At 35.9% G+C, this 25,742-nt stretch carries 33 protein-coding genes; 29 read left to right on the top strand and 4 right to left on the bottom strand.

Features of this window, described 5'->3' with window-relative positions:
• Positions 1 to 10 precede the first annotated feature (10 nt).
• The 4 genes from BHE19_RS15650 to BHE19_RS15635 all read right to left on the bottom strand — a co-directional run bounded on the left by BHE19_RS15650 (position 11) and on the right by BHE19_RS15635 (position 10,231).
• Positions 11 to 3,199 (bottom strand): SusC/RagA family TonB-linked outer membrane protein, encoded by a 3,189-nt coding sequence (locus BHE19_RS15650; protein ID WP_070907892.1) that lies wholly within the window; start codon positions 3,197 to 3,199, stop codon positions 11 to 13.
• A 314-nt stretch (positions 3,200 to 3,513) separates the two neighbouring features.
• Complete coding sequence (locus tag BHE19_RS15645; RefSeq protein ID WP_070907891.1) at positions 3,514 to 5,016, bottom strand: SusD/RagB family nutrient-binding outer membrane lipoprotein; 1,503 nt, start codon at positions 5,014 to 5,016, stop codon at positions 3,514 to 3,516.
• Between the two features lie 11 nt (positions 5,017 to 5,027).
• Positions 5,028 to 8,240: a SusC/RagA family TonB-linked outer membrane protein gene (locus tag BHE19_RS15640; RefSeq protein ID WP_070907890.1), complete on the bottom strand. Its 3,213-nt coding sequence runs from the start codon at positions 8,238 to 8,240 to the stop codon at positions 5,028 to 5,030.
• A gap of 275 nt (positions 8,241 to 8,515) precedes the next feature.
• On the bottom strand, positions 8,516 to 10,231 hold the full coding sequence (locus BHE19_RS15635; protein ID WP_070907889.1) for a BamA/TamA family outer membrane protein: 1,716 nt from the start codon (positions 10,229 to 10,231) through the stop codon (positions 8,516 to 8,518).
• A gap of 169 nt (positions 10,232 to 10,400) precedes the next feature.
• Between BHE19_RS15635 and rpsL the strand changes: the two genes are divergently transcribed.
• The 29 genes from rpsL to rpsK all read left to right on the top strand — a co-directional run bounded on the left by rpsL (position 10,401) and on the right by rpsK (position 25,669).
• A complete protein-coding gene (gene rpsL, locus BHE19_RS15630) occupies positions 10,401 to 10,784 on the top strand; it encodes a 30S ribosomal protein S12 (protein ID WP_007136570.1) in 384 nt (127 codons plus the stop codon).
• A 119-nt stretch (positions 10,785 to 10,903) separates the two neighbouring features.
• Positions 10,904 to 11,380: a 30S ribosomal protein S7 gene (gene rpsG / locus BHE19_RS15625; protein ID WP_017495022.1), complete on the top strand. Its 477-nt coding sequence runs from the start codon at positions 10,904 to 10,906 to the stop codon at positions 11,378 to 11,380.
• 11 nt (positions 11,381 to 11,391) lie between these two features.
• A complete protein-coding gene (fusA, locus tag BHE19_RS15620) occupies positions 11,392 to 13,548 on the top strand; it encodes an elongation factor G (protein ID WP_017495021.1) in 2,157 nt (718 codons plus the stop codon).
• Between the two features lie 11 nt (positions 13,549 to 13,559).
• Positions 13,560 to 13,865 (top strand): 30S ribosomal protein S10, encoded by a 306-nt coding sequence (rpsJ, locus tag BHE19_RS15615; RefSeq protein WP_007803605.1) that lies wholly within the window; start codon positions 13,560 to 13,562, stop codon positions 13,863 to 13,865.
• A 405-nt stretch (positions 13,866 to 14,270) separates the two neighbouring features.
• Positions 14,271 to 14,888 (top strand): 50S ribosomal protein L3, encoded by a 618-nt coding sequence (gene rplC, locus BHE19_RS15610; protein ID WP_017495020.1) that lies wholly within the window; start codon positions 14,271 to 14,273, stop codon positions 14,886 to 14,888.
• A complete protein-coding gene (gene rplD / locus BHE19_RS15605; protein ID WP_017495019.1) occupies positions 14,888 to 15,517 on the top strand; it encodes a 50S ribosomal protein L4 in 630 nt (209 codons plus the stop codon). Before rplC ends, rplD begins: the two co-directional genes overlap by 1 nt.
• A 7-nt stretch (positions 15,518 to 15,524) precedes the next feature.
• Positions 15,525 to 15,815 (top strand): 50S ribosomal protein L23, encoded by a 291-nt coding sequence (gene rplW, locus BHE19_RS15600; RefSeq protein WP_017495018.1) that lies wholly within the window; start codon positions 15,525 to 15,527, stop codon positions 15,813 to 15,815.
• 9 nt (positions 15,816 to 15,824) lie between these two features.
• A complete protein-coding gene (gene rplB / locus BHE19_RS15595; protein WP_017495017.1) occupies positions 15,825 to 16,649 on the top strand; it encodes a 50S ribosomal protein L2 in 825 nt (274 codons plus the stop codon).
• A 6-nt stretch (positions 16,650 to 16,655) separates the two neighbouring features.
• Positions 16,656 to 16,934 carry a 30S ribosomal protein S19 gene (gene rpsS / locus BHE19_RS15590; protein ID WP_008464288.1) on the top strand — a complete coding sequence of 93 codons (279 nt, stop codon included), beginning with the start codon at positions 16,656 to 16,658 and terminating at the stop codon, positions 16,932 to 16,934.
• A gap of 8 nt (positions 16,935 to 16,942) precedes the next feature.
• Positions 16,943 to 17,356 carry a 50S ribosomal protein L22 gene (rplV, locus tag BHE19_RS15585; protein WP_007803631.1) on the top strand — a complete coding sequence of 138 codons (414 nt, stop codon included), beginning with the start codon at positions 16,943 to 16,945 and terminating at the stop codon, positions 17,354 to 17,356.
• 5 nt (positions 17,357 to 17,361) lie between these two features.
• Positions 17,362 to 18,123, top strand: a complete 762-nt coding sequence (gene rpsC, locus BHE19_RS15580; RefSeq protein WP_007803635.1) for a 30S ribosomal protein S3 — start codon at positions 17,362 to 17,364, stop codon at positions 18,121 to 18,123.
• 19 nt (positions 18,124 to 18,142) lie between these two features.
• Complete coding sequence (gene rplP / locus BHE19_RS15575; protein ID WP_017495016.1) at positions 18,143 to 18,568, top strand: 50S ribosomal protein L16; 426 nt, start codon at positions 18,143 to 18,145, stop codon at positions 18,566 to 18,568.
• Between the two features lie 13 nt (positions 18,569 to 18,581).
• Positions 18,582 to 18,773 (top strand): 50S ribosomal protein L29, encoded by a 192-nt coding sequence (rpmC, locus tag BHE19_RS15570; RefSeq protein WP_007803639.1) that lies wholly within the window; start codon positions 18,582 to 18,584, stop codon positions 18,771 to 18,773.
• Positions 18,774 to 18,790: 17 nt separating this feature from the next.
• Positions 18,791 to 19,051: a 30S ribosomal protein S17 gene (gene rpsQ / locus BHE19_RS15565; protein WP_007803646.1), complete on the top strand. Its 261-nt coding sequence runs from the start codon at positions 18,791 to 18,793 to the stop codon at positions 19,049 to 19,051.
• Positions 19,052 to 19,053: 2 nt separating this feature from the next.
• Positions 19,054 to 19,422 carry a 50S ribosomal protein L14 gene (gene rplN, locus BHE19_RS15560; RefSeq protein WP_007803649.1) on the top strand — a complete coding sequence of 123 codons (369 nt, stop codon included), beginning with the start codon at positions 19,054 to 19,056 and terminating at the stop codon, positions 19,420 to 19,422.
• A gap of 11 nt (positions 19,423 to 19,433) precedes the next feature.
• Positions 19,434 to 19,748, top strand: coding sequence for a 50S ribosomal protein L24 (gene rplX, locus BHE19_RS15555; protein ID WP_007803650.1), 315 nt, complete (start codon positions 19,434 to 19,436; stop codon positions 19,746 to 19,748).
• A 2-nt stretch (positions 19,749 to 19,750) separates the two neighbouring features.
• Positions 19,751 to 20,302 carry a 50S ribosomal protein L5 gene (gene rplE / locus BHE19_RS15550; protein WP_017495015.1) on the top strand — a complete coding sequence of 184 codons (552 nt, stop codon included), beginning with the start codon at positions 19,751 to 19,753 and terminating at the stop codon, positions 20,300 to 20,302.
• 3 nt (positions 20,303 to 20,305) lie between these two features.
• Complete coding sequence (gene rpsN / locus BHE19_RS15545; RefSeq protein WP_008464305.1) at positions 20,306 to 20,575, top strand: 30S ribosomal protein S14; 270 nt, start codon at positions 20,306 to 20,308, stop codon at positions 20,573 to 20,575.
• A gap of 104 nt (positions 20,576 to 20,679) precedes the next feature.
• Entirely contained in the window at positions 20,680 to 21,078 is a 399-nt protein-coding gene (gene rpsH, locus BHE19_RS15540) for a 30S ribosomal protein S8 (protein ID WP_017495014.1), read from the top strand.
• Positions 21,079 to 21,096: 18 nt separating this feature from the next.
• Positions 21,097 to 21,639 carry a 50S ribosomal protein L6 gene (gene rplF, locus BHE19_RS15535; RefSeq protein WP_017495013.1) on the top strand — a complete coding sequence of 181 codons (543 nt, stop codon included), beginning with the start codon at positions 21,097 to 21,099 and terminating at the stop codon, positions 21,637 to 21,639.
• Positions 21,640 to 21,650: 11 nt separating this feature from the next.
• The gene (gene rplR / locus BHE19_RS15530) at positions 21,651 to 22,001 is read left to right on the top strand and encodes a 50S ribosomal protein L18 (RefSeq protein WP_017495012.1); all 351 of its coding nucleotides are present in this window, start codon (positions 21,651 to 21,653) and stop codon (positions 21,999 to 22,001) included.
• A gap of 3 nt (positions 22,002 to 22,004) precedes the next feature.
• Positions 22,005 to 22,529, top strand: coding sequence for a 30S ribosomal protein S5 (rpsE, locus tag BHE19_RS15525; protein WP_085950926.1), 525 nt, complete (start codon positions 22,005 to 22,007; stop codon positions 22,527 to 22,529).
• 12 nt (positions 22,530 to 22,541) lie between these two features.
• A complete protein-coding gene (gene rpmD / locus BHE19_RS15520) occupies positions 22,542 to 22,724 on the top strand; it encodes a 50S ribosomal protein L30 (RefSeq protein ID WP_017495010.1) in 183 nt (60 codons plus the stop codon).
• Between the two features lie 11 nt (positions 22,725 to 22,735).
• Positions 22,736 to 23,188 carry a 50S ribosomal protein L15 gene (rplO, locus tag BHE19_RS15515; protein ID WP_017495009.1) on the top strand — a complete coding sequence of 151 codons (453 nt, stop codon included), beginning with the start codon at positions 22,736 to 22,738 and terminating at the stop codon, positions 23,186 to 23,188.
• 13 nt (positions 23,189 to 23,201) lie between these two features.
• Positions 23,202 to 24,548, top strand: coding sequence for a preprotein translocase subunit SecY (gene secY, locus BHE19_RS15510; RefSeq protein ID WP_017495008.1), 1,347 nt, complete (start codon positions 23,202 to 23,204; stop codon positions 24,546 to 24,548).
• A 7-nt stretch (positions 24,549 to 24,555) separates the two neighbouring features.
• Positions 24,556 to 24,771 carry a translation initiation factor IF-1 gene (gene infA, locus BHE19_RS15505; RefSeq protein ID WP_007136545.1) on the top strand — a complete coding sequence of 72 codons (216 nt, stop codon included), beginning with the start codon at positions 24,556 to 24,558 and terminating at the stop codon, positions 24,769 to 24,771.
• Positions 24,772 to 24,783: 12 nt separating this feature from the next.
• Positions 24,784 to 24,900 (top strand): type B 50S ribosomal protein L36, encoded by a 117-nt coding sequence (ykgO, locus tag BHE19_RS22340; RefSeq protein WP_002987490.1) that lies wholly within the window; start codon positions 24,784 to 24,786, stop codon positions 24,898 to 24,900.
• Positions 24,901 to 24,902: 2 nt separating this feature from the next.
• Positions 24,903 to 25,277: a 30S ribosomal protein S13 gene (gene rpsM, locus BHE19_RS15500; protein WP_012022478.1), complete on the top strand. Its 375-nt coding sequence runs from the start codon at positions 24,903 to 24,905 to the stop codon at positions 25,275 to 25,277.
• An 8-nt stretch (positions 25,278 to 25,285) separates the two neighbouring features.
• A complete protein-coding gene (gene rpsK / locus BHE19_RS15495; protein WP_007803677.1) occupies positions 25,286 to 25,669 on the top strand; it encodes a 30S ribosomal protein S11 in 384 nt (127 codons plus the stop codon).
• Positions 25,670 to 25,742: the final 73 nt, after the last annotated feature.

The raw sequence follows: 25,742 nt of genomic DNA, 5'->3' as shown, positions 1-25,742 counted from the left end.
TTTTTTTTAATTAAAATGTAAAGTTCAATCCAAAACCAATGCTCTTAGTTTGTGGCATTGACCATTGTTCGAATCCACCAGCAAAGTTATTGTTTCCTTGTGTTGCTTCTGGATCAAGGTTTGGCATTTTAGACCATAACAAGATGTTTCTTGCGAAAACAGAAGCTTTAATGTCTACTGCGTTGTCTAATAATTTAGGGAATTGGTATCCTAAAGTAACCTCTCTTAATTTTACAAAACTAGCATCAAATACTGCAGACTCTGCAATACCATTTAAAGCTGCTTGTAATTGTTGAGCTCCGTTTGGATCTGTAGCACCACCTCTAACGATGTCGTTTGGAGTTCCGTCAGCTTTAACACCTGGGTAAACAAACTGAGAAGTTCTGTCTGCTGTTCTTGCATCTACACCGTAAAAGTTCATTAAGTTGTTAGATCCACTGTACATTTTTCCACCATTTTTCCAATCTACAACTGCTCCTAAAGATACTCTTTTGTATGTGAATTGTGTAGAACCTCCTAAAGTAAATTTAGGTGCAACTTCTCCTAATACTTTTAATTTACCGTCAGCTTGTGGAAGACCTTGAGCATTTACAACGATGTTGTTGTTAGCATCTCTTAAGTATCCTGTACCGTAGATAACTGGGAAACGATCTCCAACGCTAGCTCTAAGCTGTGGAGTTGTAAATCCTCCAAGGAAGATGTTGTCTACACCGTTTGCTAATGCCTCTACGTAAGAATCAATTTGAGAGTAGTTCACATTAAATGTCCAGTTGAAATCAGCAGTACGAACCGGATTAACGAATAAACTTAATTCGTGTACGTCATTACGCATTTTTCCTCCGTTTGTTACAAGAGAATTTGCTCCTGTAGAACCTGATAATGGAACATTGAAGATTTGATTTGTTGAATTTTGTTTAGAGAAAGTATAATCAACTCCAACTCTGTTGTTGAAGAATTTTAAGTCAACTCCAAGTTCATACGATTTTGTATTTTGTGGTTTTAAGTTTGGATCGTATTGTACGTTGCTAGGAATAAAAGAGCTAATTCCTCCTAATGGGTATTGTACAGGGTTTCCAGACCAGAATCCACCTGAGTAACTTGGTGTTGTGAAAGAGTTACCAACGTAGTTTCCTGCTTGTCCTACTTCAGCAATAGATCCTCTAAGCTTAGCATAAGAAACAACTGAACCACCTTTTAATCCTTCTAATTCAGTTACCACAAAACCTAACGAAGCTGATGGGTAAACAAAATCTCTGTTACCTCTTGGCATATTAGACGCAACATCTTTACGGATAGTACCACTTAAGAAAACCATATTTTTATATGAGAACTCAGCATTACCGAAGAGACCAACAGTACGAATTTGTCTGCGGAATTCTGAAGCTGTTACGATTCTTGCGTTAGTGATAGTTGGGAAACCTCCAAAGTTGAAAGCTGTTCCAAGATCATCATATTCTTTAGTGTTTTGGTGATTGTACTCGTTTCCAACCAAAACATTTAAGTTAAAATCATTAGTGATGTTCAAGTTGTAGTTTACTGTAAGTAAAGAGTTGATAACATCATTAGTTGTGCCATAAAGGTGTGCGCTACTAGTTTGTCCTGAAAGATCAAGTTTGCTTCCAAATTCAAAAATATCTCTGTAGTTTGTAGTCCAAGAGTCTACACCTGCTTGATATTTAACAGTAAGTTTTTGACTTCCGTTTTCACTGATAATTGGAGAGTATTGTATGTAAGCGTTACCGTAAACACGGTTTGTTTTTTCGCTGAACTCATTGTTTTTAGCTGCCCAGTAAGGGTTGTTGAAAACACCTGGTCTGTAATAAATCTGATCGTATGGGTTTGAAGGATTAGCATAACCAATTCCTTTTAAGTCGTAACTTCTTGGACCTCCAAATACACCAACAATAGCACCGTCATTTGCAGCTGAACTTTTGTTGATTTTAGTTTGAACGTAGTTAAAAGAGAAACCAGTTTTCCACTCGTTGTTTAACTTTGTATCTACAAGTGCTTTTACAGTATATCTGCTCATTCCTGTTTCAGGGATGATACCGTCTTGCTTAGAGTTTCCTACTCCAAAAGAGTAATTTGTTTTTTCAGTTGACTGAGCAATATTTAAAGTATTGTTGATTGTGAATCCTGTTTTGAAGAAATCACCAATATTGTCATAAGCACGAGGAGCAACCCATGGGTCTAATCCAGCTTTTGCTCTTTGTGGTACATAGTAAAGACCTGGTCTTAGAGTTCCACCGTTTAATGCGTTAGCAACGTTTCCTCCGTAAGTTGCATCATTTGGTAATTCAGAGATTTTTGGACCCCAGTTCATTGAAGAGTTTGGATCAAATTTTCCATTTATACCTTGTGCATACTCATTTTGAGTACTTGGTTTTTTTGAAATAGTTTCAAAACTTGTAGAAGTGTTGAATGTAATAGTAGGCTTCCCGCTTTGTGCTAAGTTTTTACCACTTTTTGTAGTAATTAAAATTACACCATTAGAAGCTCTTAATCCGTATAAAGCAGATGCTGCTTGTCCTTTAAGAACGTTGATAGATTCAATTTCGTTTGGATCGATATCCACTGCTCTGTTAGCAACATCGGCTCCTGTTACACCGTTTCCAGTACCGAAATCAGGTTGAGATGCTACAGGCATACCATCAATAACATACAAAGGTGTGTTGTTTCCTGTGAAAGAACGGGCACCACGAATTATGATTTGAGAAGAAGCTCCAGGCGCACCACTAGAAGGAGTAATAGATACACCCGCTAATTTACCTTGTAAAGCTCCGGCAAGACTGTTGTTGTTTGCTCTTGTGATGTCTGCAGCTTTTACCTCCTGAGTTGCATATCCAAGTGCACGTGAACTTTTCTTAACACCTAAAGCTGTAACTACTACGCTTTCCAATTCTACTGAATCGTCTTTTAATTTTGTGTTAACAGTGGTAGAACTAGCTGATACTTCTTGAGCTTTCATCCCAATGTAGCTAAAAACTAATACTTGATTTGGTGCTGCTTTGATAGAGTATTTTCCATCAAAATCTGTTTGCGTTGCTGTCTTAGTTCCTTTTACTAATACACTAACACCTGGTAAAGGTATTCCTGTATTGTCAGAAACTGTTCCAGAAACAGCTCTTTCTTGCGCGAAAGTAAGTTGCGCAACTAGTACTAAGAAAAGTACTAGGAATCCATTGAACTTTAGTTTCATTTTTAAATATTTTGAATTAGTCCGACAAAAATCTTAATAATTAGTTAATATACCTAATCAAAAAAGTTTTTTTTTCAGTGAAACGGCATTTTTGCTGACGGGAGTTATTTTTTTATCGTTAAAATGCATTCAAAAATGATGAATTGTTATTTTTTTACTTAAAAAGCAATGGATAGTTTAGTTTGCGCCTGCTGAATTAAATGTTAAATTTTATAGGAAGGACGATGAATTTCAGTTTTTTCTGCGTTTTCAACAAAAAAACCACCCCGGAAGGAGGTGGTTTTGTGTTAAATTATGTTATTTTTTGGCGATTCCTATTTATCCCAAAAAATCTTTGTGCTTAGTTTATCTCCTCCAATCGAAGTTGATGCAGCGTTATAATTTGTTGCATTTAATGTTTGTTCTCTAATAGGGTATGCCATTCTGGATGGAACCTTACCTTCGGCAGCTGCGTCTGCACTTGCTGGTGCTGTCAAAACTGGGAAGTCTAGTCTTCTTGTTGATGTCCAGCCTTCAAATCCTCTGTTGAACAATGCATACCATGCTTGTTCTCCTACTTTTTGCTGCCAGGTTCCTGTAGCTGTTGCATAAGCTACAGCAGGTTGGGCAAGGTAGGTATTTGCATCTGCCAATGAAACTCCCCAGTCTTCCATAGAAGCCAGAATTGCTGCATTGTAATGTGAAGCAATTGTTCCTCCAACAGCAACTCCTCTTCCGGAAGCTTCTGCTAATAAGAATTCTACTTCGGCATAATCTAATAAAGTACCGCTAAAGTCCGGAGCTTTAATTTTGTCACTTGCATGAGTGTATCTTGATTGAGAGTTTTTTATTCCAACAATTCCACCTCTATAACCTGTTACAGTAATTAAGTCACCTGCAGCATTTGTGTCTTTATAAGTTGGTCTGAAGTAAGGTGTTTTTCTTGGGTCATTTAGTGCGACCAGTTTGTCTACAAATGGTTTTGCTACAACAAAGTCATTTCTTCCTGAGAATACCATATCTACATAAAGTGGGTTGGTGTTTGGAAGATCTAACATATAAGGAAGTTTTGCGTTATCAGCATTTGATGTGAATCCGCCTGCTGCGCCGGAGATGATTGCTGCGTCTGCAATTGCTGATTCAAGACCAGATGATTTTAAGTTGATTCCTAATTTAAGTTTGATGCTATTGGCAAACTTAATCCAGGCAGTTAGGTTGTCTTTGTAGATAACTTCAGCAGAGCCAAAGGCTGGTTTTGAAGTGTCTAATCCGGCAATGTCTTTATTTAAACGTACGATTAAGTCTTTGTAGATATCCACGGCTTTATCATACTTAGGTAGATAATCTCCCGATCCTTTTAGGGCTTCTGAGTAAGGAACATCGCCAAAAGTGTCTACTAAAATTTGGTACGTATAAACAGTTAATATGTCAATAAGGATTAATTGGTTCTTTTTGACTATAGTTTTTTGTGCAAATTCAGGATCTGTAGGTGAGATTACATCTTTTTCCAGAAAGCCCTTCGCTTGAGATAAATCAGCAAGTGGTCCCGCATAAAGTCTGTCCCAGTGATTGTCTGAAATTTTACGGGTTACCCAGTTGTAATTAGATTCATCCAAATAAGTGGTCTCAGTCCATTGTTGGTTTACTAGTCTGAATATGTTTCTGTTTACATTGGTGTTGACAAGTTGCTCTGTTAAGTTTTTTTCAGCATTTGTAAATAAAGTGCTAGGGGGTACTACAGAAGGGTTTTTTACATCTACATTTAAGTCTGTTAGGCTGCTGTCGTCACATGAAACTGTGAGAAGCATGATTCCTAATGCATATAGTATTTTTTTCATTTTGTTCTGTATTAAAATTTGAATGTTAAGTTAAAACCAATATCTCTGGTAGTTGGAAGAGATCCAACTGAATAGCCTCTTGAGCTGTTTCCTGATGATAGTCCACTTTCTGGGTCTGCGTATGGTAGGTTTTTATGAATTATCCATAAGTTCGAACCAACTAAACTTGCTGATGCTGCGTTTATGAATGTATTTTCGAACATGCTTTTAGGGAAGTTGTAAGTGATAGATACTTCTCTAAGTTTAACAAACGAGGCGTCGTAAATAAAAGCTTTGTTTGGTGCAGCTTGGTAGCCCATGCTGTTTGCGATTGATCCACCTTTTGTTTTTACAGTGTTTGGAGTTCCGTTAGGAGCAACTCCAGGATTTAAAAGACCATTCTCTCTAATGTCTCCTACAGCTGTTTCTCTGTATAGCCCTGATGCAAGCCCGTAGTACATATCTAGTGAGAAGATGTCTCCGCCTTTTTGAGTGTCAATTAAGAATCCAAAAGTCAAATTTTTATAAGTAAATTTGTTTCTAACCCCACCAATCCAATCCGGAGTAATGTTTCCGATTGTGTTGTTTGAAGATGTAGTGATCATGTATTTACCTGTGGCTTGATCTATTGTTGGCTGTCCGTTTGTGTAAACGAAATCAGTTCCTTTTAGGGCGCCATAAGCTTCACCAGGAGCTGCGTTAACTGTAACACCGCCTTGGAATGCACCTAATTGAAGATTGTCTAGTCCATTTGGTAATGTGATAACTTTACTTCTATTGTTTGACCAGTTTACAATTATTTCCCAGCTAAAGTCTTTTGTTTTAATTGGAGTTCCGTTTAATTGAATTTCAAAACCTTTGTTTTCGATGTTTCCACCGTTAACAAGTGCATTCGTAAAGCCGGATCCTGAAGATACTGCTGCTGCAACAATCTGGTCAACTGAGTTTGTTTTGTAGTAGGTAATGTCAAATCCTAGACGTCTGTTTAATAAACTTGTCTCTAGACCAACCTCGAAAGATTTTGTTCTTTCCGGTTTAAGGTCTGGGTTTTTGTTAATGCTACGGAATGGAAGTAATAAGGAGTTTGTGTAAAGAGGTTGTCCTTGAAAGTTAGGAACTCTTGTGTAAGTGTTGTTTAGTTGAAGTGCATCTGCATCATTTCCTACTTCAGCATAGTTCACTCTGAATTTTCCAAAATTTAACCAGTCTGCCTTTACTACGTTTGAGAAAAGGAATGATCCGGAAACCGCTGGATAAACATAAGAGTTGTTATTGTCAGGTAATGTCGAAGAAACATCTCTTCTAATAGAGGCATCTACAAAATAAGTGTCTAAATAACCAATAGATCCCTGGGCATAGATTCCGTTAACACCTGATGATACTTTGGCTTCTTTTGGAAATGGTAAATCTAAGCGTGAGTTAGATAAAGCATAAATTCCTGGAGTAACTAAACCTCCGATAGTTGAAGAAAGGACATTGTCTCGTTTGTTTCTTCTGATGTTGGTTCCAATTACTCCATTTAAACTAATGTCTTCACCAAACTTTTTGTTGAAGTTTAACATGAAATCATAGTTGATTTCCTGAAAGTTGATGTCGTTTCTTTGATATCCTGATGATTCATTAACAGGAGAAAGACCAAATCCTGAAGCAATTGACCCGACAGCTCTTCTTTCTTCCTGAAGTTGCTTATAGGTGTCAAGTGAGACTCTTCCTAATGCACTTAACCATGGAGCTATTTCATAATTAAGGGAAGCGTAGCTGAATAAACGGGTTCTGTCATCAGAAGAATAATTTTGATAACGTGTGAAATAAGGATTGTCCCAATATGCTGGTTTTAGACCTGAAGGATCTGTCGGATCAGTCCAGTTCCAGGTTATGTTTTGACCGCCTGATGCAAAGTAAACATCTTTTTGCGCTTGAACGTCAGTGTTGGTTTGCCACCATTGTCTGAAGTTACCCATAATGTTATCGTTATAACCAGTTGAGTTTCTACCTACAGTGCTTTGTAGGGTAACGGCCGCATAAGCATTAGCGGTAAGTTTATCGGTAACTTTTTGACTAAATCTTGCACTTATCTGATTTTTTTTCAATTCACTGTTTGGAAGAATACCAGTTTGATTAGTGTTTACATAAGTCAATGATAAGCTTGATCTGTCAGTTGATTTTTCTAATGCAATGCTATTAACAAAAGTATGAGCATTATTAAAGAAAGTTACAGGGCCATTTTTTGCAGCTGTCCATGGAGTGGCTTTTCCGTAGTTTGGCGAGAAAGGAGTAAAAGCATCCCATTGGTAAACTGGTTGGTTATCAAAAGCGTCTCCGTCAGAGGCATCATTTGATGTGTCTACAGTATCTGGTGTACCAGTTCCTAAAAATGAGGAGCCAATACCGTATCCTGACCCATATCTGTTTTGATATTTAGGAAAAGTTGATTTGTCAACACTTCCGTTTGTGAATCCGCTTGAGAACGAAAAACCGATTTTGTTGTCTGATTTTCCTTTTTTAGTGGTAACCATTACAACTCCATTTGCAGCTCTGGATCCATATAATGCTGTTGCAGCAGCTCCTTTTAGGATGTTGATGCTTTCAATATCTTCCTGGTTGATATCCGAGGCATTGTTACCGTAATCGTAACCGCCGCCTCCGACTTGTTGCGAAGAAACGTTTGAGTTGGAGTTGTCAATAGGCACACCGTCAATAACCCAAAGAGCCTGGTTATTTCCGGTAAGTGATTTATTACCTCTAATTACAACGTTTGTAGAACCTCCGAAGTTGTTGTTTCTTTGAACTTCTACACCCGCAGCTTTACCGGATAATAAATTGGCAACGTTGGTGTTTCCTGCTCCGCCGTTAACATCTTTTCCTGAAATTTGTTGAGAAGCATATCCTAAAGATTTTTTTTCTCTTTTAATACCCATCGCTGTGGTTACTACAACTCCTTCCAGTTGCTGGGCATCTCCGGATAATTTTGTGTTTACTTGTGATGAGCTGGCGGCAATTTCCTGAGTCTTCATGCCGATGTAACTAAATACTAAAATTTGACTTGTCGTTGCTTTGATGGAATATTTACCATCAAAATCGGTCTGTGTGCCTGTTTTGGTTCCTTTGATTTGTACGCTTACCCCTGGTAGTGGCATACCTGCATCATCGGTAACAGTTCCCGAAACGGCTCTTTCTTGCGCAAAGGTTAGTTGCGCGAATAGTACTAAAAGTAGTACTAAAAATCCATTGAACTTTGGTTTCATTTTTGTAATTATTTTGAATTAGTCTTACAATATTCATAATAATTTGTTAATAATCCTAGTGTTGTGTTGTTGAATTTTCTCACAATGCTAAAATTTAACATTGTAACATATTGTAATCATTGTGTTAAATAATTAGGTTTATTGGGTGTTTTCCCCGTCAATACTGAGATTAATCTGATATATTGGGTGCTATTATTTAGAATTTTTCGGTATTTTTTATTCCTTAATAATTTGTTAATAATAGGAATGTCGTTTTGGTGAATTTTCTCACAACGTTAAAATTTAACATTGTAGTGTATGTTAACGATTGTGTTAAATAATTTTATTTCCTGAAGATTTTCCCCGCCATTACTGAGATTAATGCGGAGCAGGCCACTTGTTGTCTGGATGGTTGTGCCGATTCCGACTCCTGATAATTTTTGTAATTTATTAAGATTTTGAGTGTTGCTTAAATCTTGATAAATGGCAAAATCGATAATGGAATTGATATACAGGTTGTTAGAGACTTTGTATCTGTATTCGGTGAGTAGCATAGAGGCGAAATTGCCCTGGAGACTGTTTTCTGCAAAACCTCTTATAGAGTTTGTTCCTCCAAATCGAAACAATTCGTTGGTAATGTAATTTTGACTTTTTAGATAAAGGATTTGTGGATTTATGTAGATGAAGTTTTTCTTGTTTAGCTCAAAATTATAAGAAAGGTTAAGGTTGGTGTAGAATTGTTTACTGGATTCGACGGTTTTAGGGGTGTTGTTGGTATCTCTTTTCCCGTAGCCTAATAGAAGGTTGAGGGAGGCTTTTTTCGGGAATAAACTTTGGAGATAATCTGTTTTTTTGTACTCAAGAGTAGAAGTGATGTATGAATTTTTGTAGTCGCTAATTGTGGTGTTGTTTGTGTTTTGAATGTCACTCGATTCTGTCGATTGATAGCCTAAATATAACCGTGTATTGTAGTTTAGGAAATAACCTAAATCAATTGCAGTTTTGGTGTTTTGAAAAGTGCTGTCCTGTTTGAAAATATTTAATTGTGCTTTAATGCCTAATGAAGACTGAAATATATAAGGGATCTCGATTTTGGTATTGAAGGTCTTTTGTTGATTTCCGTCACTTTTCCAATACAGTGAAAATTGCTCGCCTGCATGAAGAGTGTTTAAGAGTGATAGGTCCAGATATCCATTCAGAGTTGTTTTTTTATTTTCGTCATTAGAAAAACCAATGTAGCCGTCAAAAGTGTTTGCTTGTCTTTTTTCTACATAGGTGTATATTTTTGTAGAATCAGTTGTGAATAATACCTCCGGATATTTAGTTTGGGAGGTGAATTCAAATGCATTGATATCGTTATATAATTGTTTTATGATTTCCTGATTGAAAGTCTTGTTTAGGTATTTCTTTTTAAGCTGTTTTAAATGTCCTTTTGGGAAATAATCCCTTTTTGTCGGGTCAGTTTGGGTTAGAATAATGGAATTTACGATGCGTTTTTTTTCGGATTTATAGTTTAACTCCGCGTAAATTATGGAATTCTTTTTTTGGAGGTTTTCAAGTTTTAGTTTGTTTAAGGCAAAACCAGCTTTTTCGGCATCTAATGTTTTTTGGTTTAGATAATTTTCCAGTTCTTCATATGCTAGAATTAAAGTGTCGTTTTTGATTTTTGCTTCATCAAAAAAACTGTGATTCGTTCCTATATATATATGGACTTCTTTTGTTTTGTTTTTTAAGTCGATTTTTGAGATAAAAGTGCTATCGTTTGTTTTTTTTGTTTCAAGTATAGCGTGGTCGAGATATCCTTGTTTCGTTAATTTTTCAGATACATTTTTAACTTCTTCGAAAAGGGATTTTATGTTAGTGTGATTTTCTGAATAATTCAGGGAATCAATAATTTGTGTTTCGATTTGATTCGCTCCTTTAATTTGTAAATGAAGATTTTGAGCACAAGAAGAGATGCCGATTAGGAAAAACAGGAGTGGTAAAAGCGATTTCAAAAGCAATTGTTTCATTAAATTAAAAGTATTACAAATATCTATTGTTTGTTTGTAAAATCACATGCTTAAATAATGTTATTGAAAATTAATGAATTAACGTTTGTATAGTGAAAAATATTTTATACATTTGCAACCCCGTAAAAAGCGGGAATTTAATATACATAATAAATTTTTAGTATTAATTATGCCAACAATTCAACAATTAGTAAGAACAGGAAGAACTCAGATCACTAAGAAGAGTAAATCGGTTGCTTTAGATTCTTGTCCTCAAAGAAGAGGGGTTTGTACGCGTGTTTACACTACTACACCAAAAAAACCAAACTCTGCAATGCGTAAAGTTGCGCGTGTACGTTTGACAAATGGTAATGAAGTGAATGCTTACATCCCTGGAGAAGGACACAATTTACAAGAGCACTCGATAGTATTAGTGCGAGGTGGAAGGGTAAAAGATTTACCAGGTGTTAGATATCATATCGTTCGTGGAGCGCTTGACACGTCAGGAGTTGCAGGAAGAACGCAAAGAAGATCTAAGTACGGTGCTAAACGCCCAAAAGAAGCAAAAAAGTAATTTAAAACGTTAAGAGTTGGAGGTTAGGAGTTAAGGGTTGGGGTTTTAAGCATGTGCTTGAAATCTGTAACACATAACATTTAACGGATAACCTATAACTTTTTATTTAAAAAAAAGACATGAGAAAAAGAGCGGCAAAGAAAAGACCACTTTTACCAGATCCAAGGTTTAATGACCAATTGGTAACACGTTTCGTGAACAACTTAATGTGGGATGGTAAGAAATCTACAGCTTTCAAAGTATTTTATGATGCAATTGATATCATCGAATCTAAAAAGCAAAATGATGAGAAAACTTCATTAGAAATTTGGAAAGATGCTTTAACAAACGTTATGCCTCACGTAGAAGTACGTAGCCGTAGAGTAGGTGGAGCTACATTTCAAATTCCAATGCAGATTCGTCCAGACAGAAAAATTTCTATGGCAATGAAGTGGTTAATACTTTATTCAAGAAGAAGAAACGAAAAATCTATGGCACAACGTTTAGCGTCAGAATGTTTAGCGGCTGCTAAAGAAGAAGGTGCTGCGGTTAAGAAAAGAATGGATACTCACAAAATGGCAGAAGCTAACAAAGCATTCTCTCACTTTAGATTTTAATTCGTAAAGAAATGGCTAGAGATTTAAAATATACAAGAAATATCGGAATTGCTGCTCACATTGATGCTGGTAAAACAACAACTACTGAGCGTATTCTTTTTTATACTGGAAAGTCACATAAAATTGGTGAGGTGCATGATGGTGCTGCAACAATGGACTGGATGGCGCAAGAGCAGGAAAGAGGTATTACAATTACTTCTGCTGCTACAACTTGTACTTGGAATTTTCCAACAGAGCAAGGTAAAGTTCTTCCGGAATCATTGCCTTACCACTTTAATATTATTGATACTCCTGGGCACGTTGACTTTACTGTAGAGGTAAATCGTTCTTTGCGTGTATTGGATGGTTTAGTATTTTTGTTTAGTGCAGTTGATGGTGTTGAGCCTCAGTCTGAAACTAACTGGAGACTTGCTGATCAATATAGAGTTCCTCGTATGGGATTCGTAAATAAAATGGACCGTCAAGGTGCTAACTTTTTAGGAGTATGCGGACAGGTTAAAGATATGTTGAAATCGAATGCGGTTGCAATTACTTTGCCTATTGGTGATGAGGCTGATTTTAAAGGTATCGTTGACTTAGTTAAAAATCAGGCTATTGTATGGCATGATGAGACTCAAGGAGCTACTTTTGATATCGTTGATATTCCAGCTGATATGGTTGACGAGGTTAGACAATATCGTTCTATCCTTATCGAAGAAATTGCTACTTACGATGAAAATCTTTTAGATAAGTACATGGAGGATGAGAACTCTATTACTGAAGATGAGATTAACAATGCTTTAAGAGCTGCTACAATTGATATGGCGATCATTCCTATGCTTGCTGGTTCTTCTTTCAAAAACAAAGGAGTTCAATTCATGTTAGATGCAGTTTGTAAATATTTACCATCTCCTTTGGATAAAGAAGGTATTGAAGGAATTCATCCTGATGATGCTGATTTATTAGAAGAAGATCAAACTAAAATCTTGCGTAAGCCAGATGTAAAAGAGCCGTTTGCTGCTTTGGCATTTAAAATTGCTACTGACCCATTCGTAGGTCGTTTAGCTTTCTTCCGTGCTTATTCTGGTCGTTTAGATGCTGGTTCTTATGTTTTAAATACTCGTTCTGGTAACAAAGAAAGAATTTCTCGTATTTACCAAATGCACGCTAACAAGCAAAATCCAATCGAATTTATTGAGGCTGGAGATATTGGAGCTGCTGTAGGATTTAAAGATATTAAAACTGGAGATACATTATGTGATGAAAAGAATCCAATTATTTTGGAGTCTATGAAATTCCCTGATCCGGTAATTGGTATCGCTATTGAGCCTAAAACTAAAGCTGACGTAGATAAAATGGGTATGGCTTTGGCTAAATTAGCTGAAGAAGATCCAACGTTTACAGTTAGAACTGATGAGGCTTCAGGTCAAACGATTATCTCAGGTATGGGTGAGCTTCACTTAGATATCTTAGTAGATCGTATGAAACGTGAATTCAAAGTTGAAGTAAACCAAGGTGAGCCTCAGGTTGAATACAAAGAAGCTTTTACAAGATCAGCTACGCATAGAGAGACTTATAAGAAACAATCTGGAGGTCGTGGTAAATTCGGTGATATCGTATTTACAATTGAGCCTGCTGATGAAGTTGATGGTAAAGTTCCTGTAGGATTACAGTTTATTAATGCTGTAAAAGGTGGTAACGTTCCTAAAGAATATATTCCAGCTGTTGAAAAAGGATTTAGAGAGGCTATGAAAACTGGTCCGTTAGCAGGATATGCTGTGGATAGTTTGAAAGTAACTTTAACTGATGGATCTTTCCACCCTGTGGATTCTGATGCATTATCTTTTGAGTTAGCTGCAAGAATGGGTTATAAAGAATCAGGACGTGCTGCCGGAGCTGTTATTCTTGAGCCAATCATGAAAATCGAGGTTATTACTCCTGAAGAAAACATGGGTGATATCGTAGGTGACTTGAACCGTCGTAGAGGTCAGGTTAATGATATGGGTGATAGAAATGGGGCTAAAACTATTAAAGCTGATGTGCCTTTATCTGAAATGTTTGGATATGTTACAACATTAAGAACATTGTCTTCAGGTAGAGCTACTTCAACAATGGAGTTTTCTCACTATGCAGAAACGCCTTCTAATATTTCAGAAGCGGTAATTAAAAAAGCAAAAGGTAACGCTTAATTCTTAAGAAAATGAGTCAAAAAATCAGAATAAAACTAAAGTCTTACGATCACATGTTGGTAGATAAATCTGCTGAAAAGATCGTGAAAACAGTAAAAACTACTGGTGCAGTTGTAACAGGTCCAATTCCATTGCCAACTCACAAAAAACTTTTCACTGTGTTACGTTCTCCGCACGTTAACAAAAAAGCGAGAGAGCAATTTGAAGTAATGTCATACAAGAGATTGATTGATATTTATTCATCTTCATCTAAAACTATTGATGCTTTAATGAAACTTGAATTGCCAAGTGGAGTAGAAGTAGAGATAAAAGTATAATTTTTTTATATTTTTTATATAAAAAGCGAGTCAGAAATGTCTCGCTTTTTTTTTGTTTTATAATATTGCTTTTTGACGGTGTGATTTTGAGTTTTTTTATTTTTATTTTTTCTGTAAATTTTTATAAAGTCCTTTGTTTTAAGGGGATTCGGGTGTTTTTTGTTGTGAATTTATTGATTAATTGTTAAGCGTGAATGTGCTGAAAATGTAAAAAATGATTTCGTTATTGGAAAAAAATAAGGTTGTTTTTGAAGTTGTTTTGATGCTTGGTTTTTGATAATGAGCGATTTAATTTTTCTAACTGTTTGGTATATTCAATTTTAATATCTACTTTTGCACTCCCTGTTTGGGAATTTCTGTTATTTTCAAATTGAAGGGAATTTTAGTAATTAATAATTAATATTTATGTCTGGGTTAATTGGTAAAAAAATCGGCATGACTAGTATTTTCGACGAAAACGGGAAAAACATTCCTTGTACAGTAATCGAAGCTGGTCCTTGTGTTGTTACCCAAGTCAGAACCAAAGGTGTTGACGGGTACGAAGCGTTGCAACTTGGTTTCGATGACAAAAACGAGAAACATTCCACAAAAGCGGCTTTAGGTCACTTTAAAAAAGCTGGAACTGTAGCTAAGAAAAAAGTCGTTGAATTTCAAGATTTTGCAACTGAGCAAAAATTAGGAGATCTTATTGATGTTTCTATTTTTTCTGAAGGAGAATTTGTAGATGTACAAGGTGTATCTAAAGGTAAAGGTTTTCAAGGGGTTGTTAAACGTCACGGATTTGGTGGTGTTGGACAAGCAACTCACGGTCAACACAACCGTTTAAGAGCGCCAGGTTCTGTAGGAGCATCTTCTTATCCATCTAGAGTATTTAAAGGAATGCGTATGGCTGGAAGAATGGGAGGAGACAATGTAAAAGTTCAAAACCTTAGAGTTTTAAAAGTAGTGGCTGAAAAGAACCTACTTGTTATTAAAGGATGTGTTCCTGGACATAAAAACTCTTATGTAATCATTCAGAAGTAATGGAAGTAAAAGTATTAGATTTCAACGGAAAAGATACTGGAAGAAAAGTTCAACTTTCTGATTCAGTATTCGCAATTGAACCAAACAATCACGCTGTATACCTTGATGTTAAGCAATATCTTGCTAATCAAAGACAAGGAACTCACAAAGCTAAAGAAAGAGCTGAAGTGACAGGAAGTACACGTAAGATTAAAAAACAAAAAGGAACTGGTACAGCTCGTGCGGGAAGTATCAAAAATCCATTGTTTAAAGGTGGTGGAACAATTTTCGGACCAAGACCAAGAAGTTATTCATTTAAATTGAATAAAGGCTTGAAAAGATTGGCAAGAAAATCAGCTTTCTCAATCAAAGCAAAAGAGTCGAATATTATCGTTCTTGAAGACTTTAATTTTGAAGCGCCAAACACTAAAAATTTCATTAACGTTTTGAAAGCTTTAGGGTTAGAAAATAAAAAATCTCTATTTGTGTTGGGAGAGACGAATAAAAATGTATATTTGTCGTCACGCAATTTAAAGGCTTCTAATGTCGTAACTAGCTCAGAATTAAGCACTTACGCTATTTTAAACACTAACAATTTAGTGCTTTTAGAAGGTTCTTTGGAGTTAATCGAAGAAAATTTAAGCAAATAATAGGAGTATGAGCATCATAATTAGACCTATAGTAACGGAAAAAGTAACCAAAGAAAGTGAAGTTTTAAACCGCTTCGGATTCGTTGTTGACAAAAAAGCAAACAAAGTTCAAATTAAGAAAGCTGTTGAAGCTGCTTATGGAGTAACTATCGTTTCAGTTAACACGATGAACGTAAGACCGGACAGAACTACAAAATACACTAAAAGTGGTTTAATCAGTGGAAAGACAAATGCTATTAAAAAAGCAATTGTACAAGTACAAGAAGGAGAAACAATTGATTTTTACAACAATATCTAAGATAGAAAAATGTCAGTAAGAAAATTAAAACCTATTACCCCAGGTCAGCGATTTAGAGTTGTGAATGGTTATGACGCCATTACAACTGATAAGCCGGAACGCTCTTTGATAGCGCCGATAAAAAACTCTGGAGGTAGAAATAGTCAAGGAAAGATGACCATGCGTTATACGGGTGGTGGTCACAAGCAGAGATATCGTATTATTGATTTCAAAAGAACTAAAGTTGGAATTCCAGCTACTGTGAAATCAATCGAATACGATCCAAATCGTACTGCATTTATCGCTTTATTAGCTTATGCTGATGGAGAGAAAACTTATATTATCGCTCAAAACGGATTGAAAGTTGGTCAGAAATTAGTTTCTGGTCCAGAATCTCAACCAGAGATTGGTAATACATTGCCTTTAAGCAGAATTCCTCTTGGAACTGTTATATCTTGTATTGAGTTACGTCCAGGACAAGGAGCAGTTATTGCTCGTTCAGCTGGAACTTTTGCTCAGTTAATGGCAAGAGACGGAAAATACGCTACAATTAAAATGCCATCTGGAGAGACAAGATTGATCTTGTTAACATGTTCGGCTACAATTGGAGCTGTTTCTAATTCTGATCACCAATTAGTTGTATCTGGAAAAGCAGGTAGAACAAGATGGTTAGGAAGAAGACCTAGAACTAGACCAGTAGCGATGAACCCAGTTGATCACCCTATGGGAGGTGGTGAAGGACGTTCTTCTGGAGGGCACCCACGTTCAAGAAACGGATTGCCAGCTAAAGGTTACAGAACTCGTTCTAAGAAAAACCCGAGTAACAAGTATATCGTAGAACGTAGAAAGAAATAATAAGATATGGCACGTTCATTAAAAAAAGGACCTTTCGTTCATTATAAGTTAGACAAGAAAGTTCAGGAAAACGTAGAAAGTGGTAAAAATGCAGTTGTAAAGACTTGGTCTAGAGCTTCCATGATTACTCCGGATTTCGTTGGACAAACTATCGCAGTTCATAACGGTCGTCAATTTGTACCGGTTTACGTAACAGAAAACATGGTAGGTCACAAATTAGGAGAGTTTTCACCAACTAGATCTTTTAGAGGTCATGCTGGAGCAAAAAATAAAGGTAAAAAATAAAAGAAGCAATGGGAGTTCGTAAAAGAGAAACAGCAGATGCGAGAAAAGAGGCTAATAAGTCTATTGCTTTCGCAAAATTGAATAACTGCCCTACTTCACCTAGAAAAATGCGCTTAGTAGCGGACTTGGTAAGAGGTCAGAAGGTAGAAAGAGCACTTAACATCTTAAGATTCAGTTCTAAAGAAGCTTCAAGAAAATTAGAGAAACTATTATTATCTGCAATCAACAACTGGGAGCAAAAAAATAGTGAAGGTAATTTAGAAGAAGCTGGATTATTTGTTAAAGAGATCAGAGTAGATGGTGGAATGATGTTGAAAAGACTTCGTCCAGCTCCACAAGGTCGTGCACACAGAATAAGAAAACGTTCTAACCACGTTACAATCGTGCTTGGAGCTATCAATAACACACAAAGCAATTCTTAAGCAGCATGGGACAAAAGACAAATCCAATTGGAAATAGACTTGGTATCATCAGAGGGTGGGACTCAAACTGGTATGGTGGAAATGACTACGGTGATAAACTTGCCGAAGATCACAAAATCAGAAAGTATATCCACGCTCGTTTATCAAAAGCTAGTGTATCTAAAGTAATCATCGAGAGAACTTTGAAACTTGTAACCGTTACTATCACTACTGCTAGACCTGGTATCATTATCGGAAAAGGTGGACAAGAGGTAGACAAGTTGAAAGAAGAACTTAAGAAAGTTACTGACAAAGAGGTTCAAATCAACATCTTTGAAATTAAAAGACCTGAGTTAGATGCTTATCTTGTGGCGACAAGCATCGCTCGTCAAATCGAAAGCCGTATTTCTTACAGACGTGCAATCAAAATGGCTATTGCTGCTTCTATGCGTATGAACGCTGAAGGTATCAAAGTTTTGATTTCTGGTCGTTTGAATGGTGCTGAGATGGCGCGTTCAGAAGGTTTCAAAGAAGGTAGAATTCCTCTATCAACTTTCAGAGCTGATATTGATTATGCTTTGGCTGAAGCTCATACTACTTATGGTAGAATGGGTATCAAAGTATGGATCATGAAAGGTGAAGTTTATGGAAAGAGAGATCTTTCTCCACTTGCAGGAATGGATAAAAAACAATCTGGAACTGGTGGTGGTAAAGGTGGCGATTCTCCAAGAGGAGACAGAAAGCCTTTTAATAAAGGTGGAAAACCAGACGCTCGTAAAAGAAAGTAAATTTTTAAACTAAAGAAAAATGTTACAGCCTAAAAGAACAAAATACCGTAAGGTACAAAAAGGTAAGATGAAAGGTAACTCTCAAAGAGGGCATGAACTTTCTAATGGAATGTTTGGTATTAAATCTGTACATGAAGATGGAATGTTCTTGACTTCTCGTCAAATTGAAGCTGCACGTATCGCTGCAACTCGTTACATGAAGAGAGAAGGACAATTATGGATTAAAATATTTCCAGACAAGCCTATTACTAAGAAACCTCTTGAAGTACGTATGGGTAAAGGTAAAGGAGCAGTTGAGTATTGGGCTGCTGTTGTTAAACCAGGAAGAATTATGTTTGAAGTTGGAGGAGTTCCATTGTCAGTTGCAAAAGAGGCTTTACGTCTTGCAGCTCAAAAACTTCCAGTAAAAACTAAATTCGTCGTTGCTAGAGATTTCGAAGCATAATTAAATTTATATTATGAAACAATCAGAAATAAAAGATCTTTCTGCAGCGGAGTTGCAAGAAAAACTTAGTCAAACTAAGAAAATATATGCTGACCTAAAAATGGCTCACGCTATTTCTCCAATTGAGAACCCACTTCAAATTAGAAGTGTAAGAAGAACAGTTGCAAGATTGGCTACAGAGTTAACTAAAAGAGAGTTACAATAATTGTATTCTGCTGAAAGATGGAAGAAAAAAGAAATTTAAGAAAAGAAAGAATAGGTGTTGTTACTTCAAATAAAATGGATAAGTCTATTGTTATTGCTGAAGTAAGAAAAGTAAAGCACCCATTATACGGTAAGTTCGTGTTGAAAACTAAGAAATATGTTGCACACGACGAAACAAACGACTGTAACATTGGAGATACTGTAAGAATTAGCGAAACGCGTCCTTTAAGTAAAACAAAATGTTGGAGATTAGTTGAAATCTTAGAAAGAGCTAAATAATTATGGTACAACAGGAATCAAGACTAAAAGTAGCAGATAACACGGGAGCAAAAGAAGTTTTAACTATCCGTGTTTTAGGAGGTACCAAAAGAAGGTATGCCTCTGTTGGTGACAAGATTGTAGTATCTATTAAAGATGCAACTCCAAACGGAAACGTGAAAAAAGGAGCTGTTTCAACTGCAGTTGTTGTACGTACCAAAAAAGAAGTGAGAAGAGCTGATGGTTCTTATATCCGTTTCGATGATAATGCATGTGTTCTTTTGAACGCTGCAGGGGAAATGAGAGGAACACGTGTTTTTGGTCCGGTAGCAAGAGAACTTCGTGAAAAACAATTCATGAAAATTGTATCATTAGCACCAGAAGTGCTTTAATTCGTTTTAAGATGATAAAGCTAAAAATAAAATCAGGAGATATCGTAAGAGTTATTGCCGGAGACCATAAAGGTGCTGAAGGTAAAGTGTTACGTGTTTACCGTGAGAAAAATAAAGCGATAGTTGAAGGTGTAAACATGGTTTCAAAACATACAAAACCAAGTGCTAAAAACCCTCAAGGTGGTATCGTTAAGAAAGAAGCTTCTATACAAATATCTAACATTTCACTAATTGATCCTAAAACTAAGGAAACAACTAGAGTTGGTATTAGAGTAGAAGGAGATAAGAAAGTAAGATTTTCAAAAAAATCTAATCAAGTACTATAGTAATGGCATATACACCTAGACTAAAAGAAGAATATAAGAGTAGAGTAATCTCTGCTCTTAAAGAAGAATTCGGATATACAAACGTAATGCAAGTTCCTAAACTTGAAAAAATCGTTTTGAGCCGTGGAGTTGGTGCAGCTGTATCTGATAAAAAACTTATTGACTATGCAGTTGATGAGTTAACAAAGATCACTGGACAAAAAGCAGTATCTACAATTTCAAAGAAAGACGTTGCGTCATTCAAATTGAGAAAAGGGATGCCTATTGGAGCAAAAGTTACTTTACGTGGAGAGAGAATGTATGAGTTTTTAGATAGACTTATTACTTCTGCTTTACCACGCGTTAGAGATTTTAGTGGTATCAAAGCTACTGGTTTCGACGGAAGAGGTAATTACAATCTTGGAGTTTTAGAGCAAATCATTTTCCCTGAAATTGATATTGACAAAGTAAACAAAATTTCAGGAATGGATATTACTTTTGTTACTACTGCAAAAACAGACAAAGAAGCAAAGTCGTTATTGGCTGAATTAGGTTTACCTTTTAAAAAGAATTAAGACATGGCTAAAGAATCAATGAAAGCCCGTGAGGTGAAAAGAGAGAAAACGGTAGCTAAGTACGCTGAAAAAAGAAAAGCTTTATTAGAAGCTGGAGATTATGAAGGCTTACAAAGATTACCTAAAAATGCTTCACCAGTTCGTTTACACAACCGTTGTAAATTAACAGGTAGACCAAGAGGTTATATTCGTCAATTTGGTATTTCACGTGTAACTTTCCGTGAGATGGCAAATAATGGATTAATCCCTGGAGTAAAAAAGGCTTCTTGGTAATCTCGCAATAAGTTATTACTTTTGCAAACCGAAAAATAATTTTAATTGATTAAAGGTTCGGGAGACGGGTGTCTCCCGAAAACCATAATCGCAATCAAATACATATGTATACAGATCCTATTGCAGATTATTTGACTAGAGTTCGTAACGCTGTGGCTGCAAACCACAAAGTTGTTGAAATTCCAGCTTCTAATCTAAAAAAAGAAATAACTAAGATCTTATTTGATCAAGGTTATATCTTGAGTTACAAATTTGAAGACAACTCTGTTCAGGGTTCAATCAAGATCGCTTTGAAGTATGATAAAGATACTAAAGAGCCTGTAATTAAAGATATCCAAAGAATTAGTAAACCTGGTTTACGTAAATACGCAGGTGCTGCCAAATTACCAAGAATCCTTAACGGATTAGGAATTGCTATTGTTTCAACTTCAAAAGGTCTTATGACTGGAAAACAAGCGAAACAATTAAATGTAGGTGGTGAAGTAATTTGTTACGTATACTAATTTTAAAGACTAAATAAGATGTCAAGAATAGGTAAAAGCCCAATTGTAATCCCTGCTGACGTAACTGTAGAAGTTAAGGACGGTATCATTACAGTAAAAGGAAAAAAAGGTCAACTATCTCAGGAGTTTTCGGACGTAACTGTAAAAGTTGAAGGCGATCAAGTACAAGTTGAAAGATCGTCTGATCATAAAGACCAAAGAGCAAAACACGGATTGTACAGATCTTTAATCAGTAATATGATTGTTGGTGTATCTGAAGGTTTTACAAAAGAACTTGAATTAGTTGGAGTTGGTTATAGAGCTTCAAACCAAGGTCAAAAGTTAGATTTAGCTCTTGGATATTCTCACAATATTGTTTTAGAAATTGCTCCAGAAGTAAGTTTAGAAACAATATCTGAAAAAGGAAAGAACCCTATCGTAAAATTAACATCATTTGATAAACAACTTTTAGGTCAGGTTGCTGCGAAAATCAGAGGTTTCCGTAAGCCTGAGCCATACAAAGGAAAAGGTGTTAAATTTGTGGGTGAAGTATTAAGAAGAAAAGCAGGTAAATCAGCTTAAAAAATAAGATTATGTCATTAACAAAATCTGATAGAAGACAGAGAATTAGATTCAGAATTAGAAAATCGATTAGTGGTACTGCTGCTAACCCAAGACTATCTGTATTTAGAAGTAACAAAGAAATTTACGCTCAACTTATTGATGATGTAAATGGAGTTACTTTATTAGCTGCATCTTCAAGAGAAAAAGAAATAGGAAAAGGTACTAACGTTGAAGTAGCTGCTGCTGTTGGAAAGCTAGTTGCAGAGAAAGCGTTAAAAGCCGGGATTGATACCATCACTTTTGACAGAGGTGGATATTTATACCACGGTCGTATTAAATCATTAGCAGAAGGCGCAAGAGCGGCTGGACTTAAATTCTAATATATTATGTCTAAATACAAAAATGTAGAATTGGTAAAACCAAGTGGTCTTGAACTTAAAGATCGTCTGGTAAGTGTTAATCGTGTTACTAAGGTTACAAAAGGTGGTAGAGCTTTCGGTTTTTCTGCTATTGTAGTTGTAGGTGATGAAAACGGAGTAGTTGGTCATGGATTAGGAAAATCTAAAGATGTTTCTGAAGCAATTGCGAAAGCAGTAGAAGATGCTAAGAAAAATTTAGTAAAAATTCCTTTGAACGGACAATCTGTTCCTCACGAACAAAAAGGTAAATTTGGTGGTGCACGTGTATTCTTAATTCCTGCTTCTCATGGTACAGGAGTTATTGCTGGTGGAGCTGTTCGTTCAGTTCTTGAATCAGTAGGTATTCACGATGTATTATCTAAATCTCAAGGATCATCAAATCCTCATAACGTGGTAAAAGCAACTTTTGATGCTTTATTACAAATGAGAAGCGCTCATACTGTTGCAAAACAAAGAGGTGTTTCTTTAGAAAAAGTTTTTAAAGGTTAATTCAAGGAAATTATGGCTAAATTATTAGTAAAACAAGTAAGAAGCAAAATCAACTGCCCTCTTTCTCAAAAAAGAGGTTTGGAAGCTTTAGGTCTACGTAAAATGGGACAAGTTGTAGAGCATGATTCAAATCCTGCAATCCTTGGGATGATAAACAAAGTTAAACACTTAGTTTCTGTAGAAGAAGCTAAATAACAAATACTGTTATGAATTTAAGTAACTTACAACCAGCTGAAGGGTCAACACACAATCAAAATAAAAGATTAGGTAGAGGAGAAGGTTCTGGAAAAGGTGGTACTTCTGCAAGAGGTCACAAAGGAGCAAAATCTCGTTCTGGTTATTCTAAAAAGATTGGTTTTGAAGGAGGACAAATGCCACTTCAAAGACGTGTGCCTAAGTTTGGTTTCACAAACATCAATCGTAAAGAATACGAAGGTGTTAATTTAGATACGCTTCAATTATTAGTAGACAATGGTGTGATTACTGATTCTGTTTCTATGACAGATTTCGTAGCAAATCGTCTAGCTACCAAAAATGAAATCGTTAAGATTTTAGGTAGAGGAGAGTTGAAAGCAAAATTAAAAGTAACTGCCCACAAATTTACCGCTACTGCAAAAGCTGCTATCGAAGCTGCTGGTGGAGAAGCTGTAACTATATAACTTATCTATTAAGATGAAGAAATTTATTGAATCAATAAGTAATGTTTGGAAAATCGAAGAACTGAAAAATAGAATCTTAATTACATTAGGATTGCTTTTAGTATATCGTTTTGGTGCACACGTTACGCTTCCTGGAATTGACGCAACTCAGTTAACAGGTTTAGCGGGACAAACTAAAAATGGTTTAGGATCTATCCTGGACATGTTTACAGGAGGTGCTTTCTCTAAAGCTTCAGTTTTTGCTTTAGGTATTATGCCTTATATTTCTGCATCTATTGTTGTTCAGTTAATGGGAATTGCGATTCCTTATTTGCAAAAACTTCAAAACGATGGAGAGAGTGGTAGAAAAAAGATTAATCAAATCACTCGTTGGTTGACTATAGCTATTACACTGGTTCAAGGTCCAACTTATATCTATAATTTGTACAGAACATTGCCTGGTAGTGCATTCTTACTAGGCTTTAATTCACCTGAATTTTTGTTCTCGTCAGTTATTATCTTAGTTACAGGTACAATTTTTGCTATGTGGCTTGGAGAAAAAATTACAGATAAAGGTATTGGAAATGGAATTTCATTATTGATTATGGTTGGTATTTTAGCACGCTTACCGCAAGCTTTTATACAAGAATTCACAACCAGAGTTACCAATAACAATGGAGGTCCAATGTTGTTAGTTATTGAGATTATCGTGTGGTTATTAGTGATCATTTCTTGTGTATTGCTTACAATGGCAGTACGCAGAATCCCGGTTCAGTACGCTCGTCGTACGACAACTGGAGATTACGAGCAGGATTTAGCTGGTGGTAACAGACAATGGATTCCTCTTAAGCTTAATGCTTCAGGAGTTATGCCAATCATCTTTGCTCAGGCAATTATGTTTATTCCTGCAGCTGTAGCTGGATTGTCTAAATCAGACACATCACAATCTATTGTTGGTGCGTTTAGTAATATGTTCGGATTTTGGTACAATTTTGTATTTGCAACTTTAATTATTGTATTTACATTCTTTTATACTGCAATCACTGTTCCTACTAACAAAATGGCCGATGATTTAAAAAGAAGTGGTGGTTTTATTCCTGGAGTTCGTCCGGGAGCTGAAACTTCAGACTTCCTTGATAAAGTGATGTCTTTAATAACTTTCCCAGGATCTTTATTCCTTGCTTTGATTGCTGTGTTCCCAGCTATTGTTGTAAGTATTATGGATGTACAACAATCTTGGGCAATGTTTTTTGGAGGTACCTCATTAATAATTATGGTTGGAGTTGCAATAGATACTATTCAACAAATCAATTCATACTTGTTAAACAAACATTATGATGGTTTAATGAAGACTGGTAAAAATAGAAAAGCGGTAGCTTAATATATTTATGGCAAAACAATCAGCAATAGAACAAGACGGATCAATCATCGAAGCATTATCAAATGCGATGTTCCGTGTAGAGTTAGAAAATGGACATATTGTAATTGCTCATATTTCCGGTAAAATGCGTATGCATTACATCAAGTTATTACCTGGTGATAAAGTGAAATTGGAAATGAGTCCTTACGATTTGTCAAAAGCAAGAATTACTTATCGATATTAAAGGATATTCACTATGAAAGTTAGAGCATCAGTAAAAAAGAGAAGTGCCGAGTGCATTATCGTGCGTAGAAAAGGGAGATTGTACGTAATAAACAAAAAGAATCCTAGATTTAAACAAAGACAAGGATAATTATGGCAAGAATAGCAGGGGTAGATATCCCAAAAAATAAGAGAGGTGTTATCGCACTTACCTACATCTTTGGATTAGGAAAAAGTAGAGCTATTGAGATTTTAGAAAAAGCTCAAGTAAGCCAAGATAAAAAAGTTCAAGATTGGAATGATGACGAGATCGGAGCAATTCGTGATGCAGTTTCATTTTACAAAATTGAAGGAGAATTACGTTCTGAAGTTTCTTTAAACATCAAACGTTTAATGGATATTGGTTGTTACAGAGGTATCCGTCATAGATCTGGTCTTCCGTTAAGAGGGCAAAGAACTAAAAATAACTCTAGAACAAGAAAAGGTAAAAGAAAAACTGTTGCTAACAAGAAAAAAGCAACTAAATAATAAGTAATATGGCTAAAGCAACTGCAAAAAAACGTAAAGTTATCGTTGAATCAACGGGTGAAGCTCATATTTCTGCCACTTTCAACAACATTATCATTTCTTTGACTAATAAGAAAGGTGAAGTTATTTCTTGGTCTTCAGCTGGTAAAATGGGTTTCAGAGGTTCTAAAAAGAACACTCCGTATGCAGCTCAAATGGCAGCAGAAGATTGTAGTAAAGTAGCTCTTGAGGCAGGACTTAAAAAAGTGAAAGTTTATGTAAAAGGACCAGGAAACGGACGTGAGTCTGCTATCCGTTCTATTCATAACGGTGGAATTGAAGTTACTGAGATTATCGATGTTACTCCAATGCCTCACAACGGATGTCGTCCTCCAAAAAGACGTAGAGTTTAATTTTATTTATTCATAGTATAAACAAGGTAGAGCATAGATTATCGAAGGATTAGACCTGAATTCATAATCTCTA

Origin of the sequence: Flavobacterium tructae, assembly GCF_001853485.1 — a bacterium.
GTDB lineage: Bacteria > Bacteroidota > Bacteroidia > Flavobacteriales > Flavobacteriaceae > Flavobacterium > Flavobacterium tructae.
This window is presented reverse-complemented; position numbering and strand designations above follow the sequence as displayed.

What these genes read in the sequence shown, in the direction of transcription:
- BHE19_RS15650 (WP_070907892.1), bottom strand. Translation starts at nt 3,199, where the DNA reads ATGAAACTAAAGTTCAATGGATTCCTAGTACTTTTCTTAGTACTAGTT.
- BHE19_RS15645 (WP_070907891.1), bottom strand. Translation starts at nt 5,016, where the DNA reads ATGAAAAAAATACTATATGCATTAGGAATCATGCTTCTCACAGTTTCA.
- BHE19_RS15640 (WP_070907890.1), bottom strand. Translation starts at nt 8,240, where the DNA reads ATGAAACCAAAGTTCAATGGATTTTTAGTACTACTTTTAGTACTATTC.
- BHE19_RS15635 (WP_070907889.1), bottom strand. Translation starts at nt 10,231, where the DNA reads ATGAAACAATTGCTTTTGAAATCGCTTTTACCACTCCTGTTTTTCCTA.
- rpsL (WP_007136570.1), top strand. Translation starts at nt 10,401, where the DNA reads ATGCCAACAATTCAACAATTAGTAAGAACAGGAAGAACTCAGATCACT.
- rpsG (WP_017495022.1), top strand. Translation starts at nt 10,904, where the DNA reads ATGAGAAAAAGAGCGGCAAAGAAAAGACCACTTTTACCAGATCCAAGG.
- fusA (WP_017495021.1), top strand. Translation starts at nt 11,392, where the DNA reads ATGGCTAGAGATTTAAAATATACAAGAAATATCGGAATTGCTGCTCAC.
- rpsJ (WP_007803605.1), top strand. Translation starts at nt 13,560, where the DNA reads ATGAGTCAAAAAATCAGAATAAAACTAAAGTCTTACGATCACATGTTG.
- rplC (WP_017495020.1), top strand. Translation starts at nt 14,271, where the DNA reads ATGTCTGGGTTAATTGGTAAAAAAATCGGCATGACTAGTATTTTCGAC.
- rplD (WP_017495019.1), top strand. Translation starts at nt 14,888, where the DNA reads ATGGAAGTAAAAGTATTAGATTTCAACGGAAAAGATACTGGAAGAAAA.
- rplW (WP_017495018.1), top strand. Translation starts at nt 15,525, where the DNA reads ATGAGCATCATAATTAGACCTATAGTAACGGAAAAAGTAACCAAAGAA.
- rplB (WP_017495017.1), top strand. Translation starts at nt 15,825, where the DNA reads ATGTCAGTAAGAAAATTAAAACCTATTACCCCAGGTCAGCGATTTAGA.
- rpsS (WP_008464288.1), top strand. Translation starts at nt 16,656, where the DNA reads ATGGCACGTTCATTAAAAAAAGGACCTTTCGTTCATTATAAGTTAGAC.
- rplV (WP_007803631.1), top strand. Translation starts at nt 16,943, where the DNA reads ATGGGAGTTCGTAAAAGAGAAACAGCAGATGCGAGAAAAGAGGCTAAT.
- rpsC (WP_007803635.1), top strand. Translation starts at nt 17,362, where the DNA reads ATGGGACAAAAGACAAATCCAATTGGAAATAGACTTGGTATCATCAGA.
- rplP (WP_017495016.1), top strand. Translation starts at nt 18,143, where the DNA reads ATGTTACAGCCTAAAAGAACAAAATACCGTAAGGTACAAAAAGGTAAG.
- rpmC (WP_007803639.1), top strand. Translation starts at nt 18,582, where the DNA reads ATGAAACAATCAGAAATAAAAGATCTTTCTGCAGCGGAGTTGCAAGAA.
- rpsQ (WP_007803646.1), top strand. Translation starts at nt 18,791, where the DNA reads ATGGAAGAAAAAAGAAATTTAAGAAAAGAAAGAATAGGTGTTGTTACT.
- rplN (WP_007803649.1), top strand. Translation starts at nt 19,054, where the DNA reads ATGGTACAACAGGAATCAAGACTAAAAGTAGCAGATAACACGGGAGCA.
- rplX (WP_007803650.1), top strand. Translation starts at nt 19,434, where the DNA reads ATGATAAAGCTAAAAATAAAATCAGGAGATATCGTAAGAGTTATTGCC.
- rplE (WP_017495015.1), top strand. Translation starts at nt 19,751, where the DNA reads ATGGCATATACACCTAGACTAAAAGAAGAATATAAGAGTAGAGTAATC.
- rpsN (WP_008464305.1), top strand. Translation starts at nt 20,306, where the DNA reads ATGGCTAAAGAATCAATGAAAGCCCGTGAGGTGAAAAGAGAGAAAACG.
- rpsH (WP_017495014.1), top strand. Translation starts at nt 20,680, where the DNA reads ATGTATACAGATCCTATTGCAGATTATTTGACTAGAGTTCGTAACGCT.
- rplF (WP_017495013.1), top strand. Translation starts at nt 21,097, where the DNA reads ATGTCAAGAATAGGTAAAAGCCCAATTGTAATCCCTGCTGACGTAACT.
- rplR (WP_017495012.1), top strand. Translation starts at nt 21,651, where the DNA reads ATGTCATTAACAAAATCTGATAGAAGACAGAGAATTAGATTCAGAATT.
- rpmD (WP_017495010.1), top strand. Translation starts at nt 22,542, where the DNA reads ATGGCTAAATTATTAGTAAAACAAGTAAGAAGCAAAATCAACTGCCCT.
- rplO (WP_017495009.1), top strand. Translation starts at nt 22,736, where the DNA reads ATGAATTTAAGTAACTTACAACCAGCTGAAGGGTCAACACACAATCAA.
- secY (WP_017495008.1), top strand. Translation starts at nt 23,202, where the DNA reads ATGAAGAAATTTATTGAATCAATAAGTAATGTTTGGAAAATCGAAGAA.
- infA (WP_007136545.1), top strand. Translation starts at nt 24,556, where the DNA reads ATGGCAAAACAATCAGCAATAGAACAAGACGGATCAATCATCGAAGCA.
- ykgO (WP_002987490.1), top strand. Translation starts at nt 24,784, where the DNA reads ATGAAAGTTAGAGCATCAGTAAAAAAGAGAAGTGCCGAGTGCATTATC.
- rpsM (WP_012022478.1), top strand. Translation starts at nt 24,903, where the DNA reads ATGGCAAGAATAGCAGGGGTAGATATCCCAAAAAATAAGAGAGGTGTT.
- rpsK (WP_007803677.1), top strand. Translation starts at nt 25,286, where the DNA reads ATGGCTAAAGCAACTGCAAAAAAACGTAAAGTTATCGTTGAATCAACG.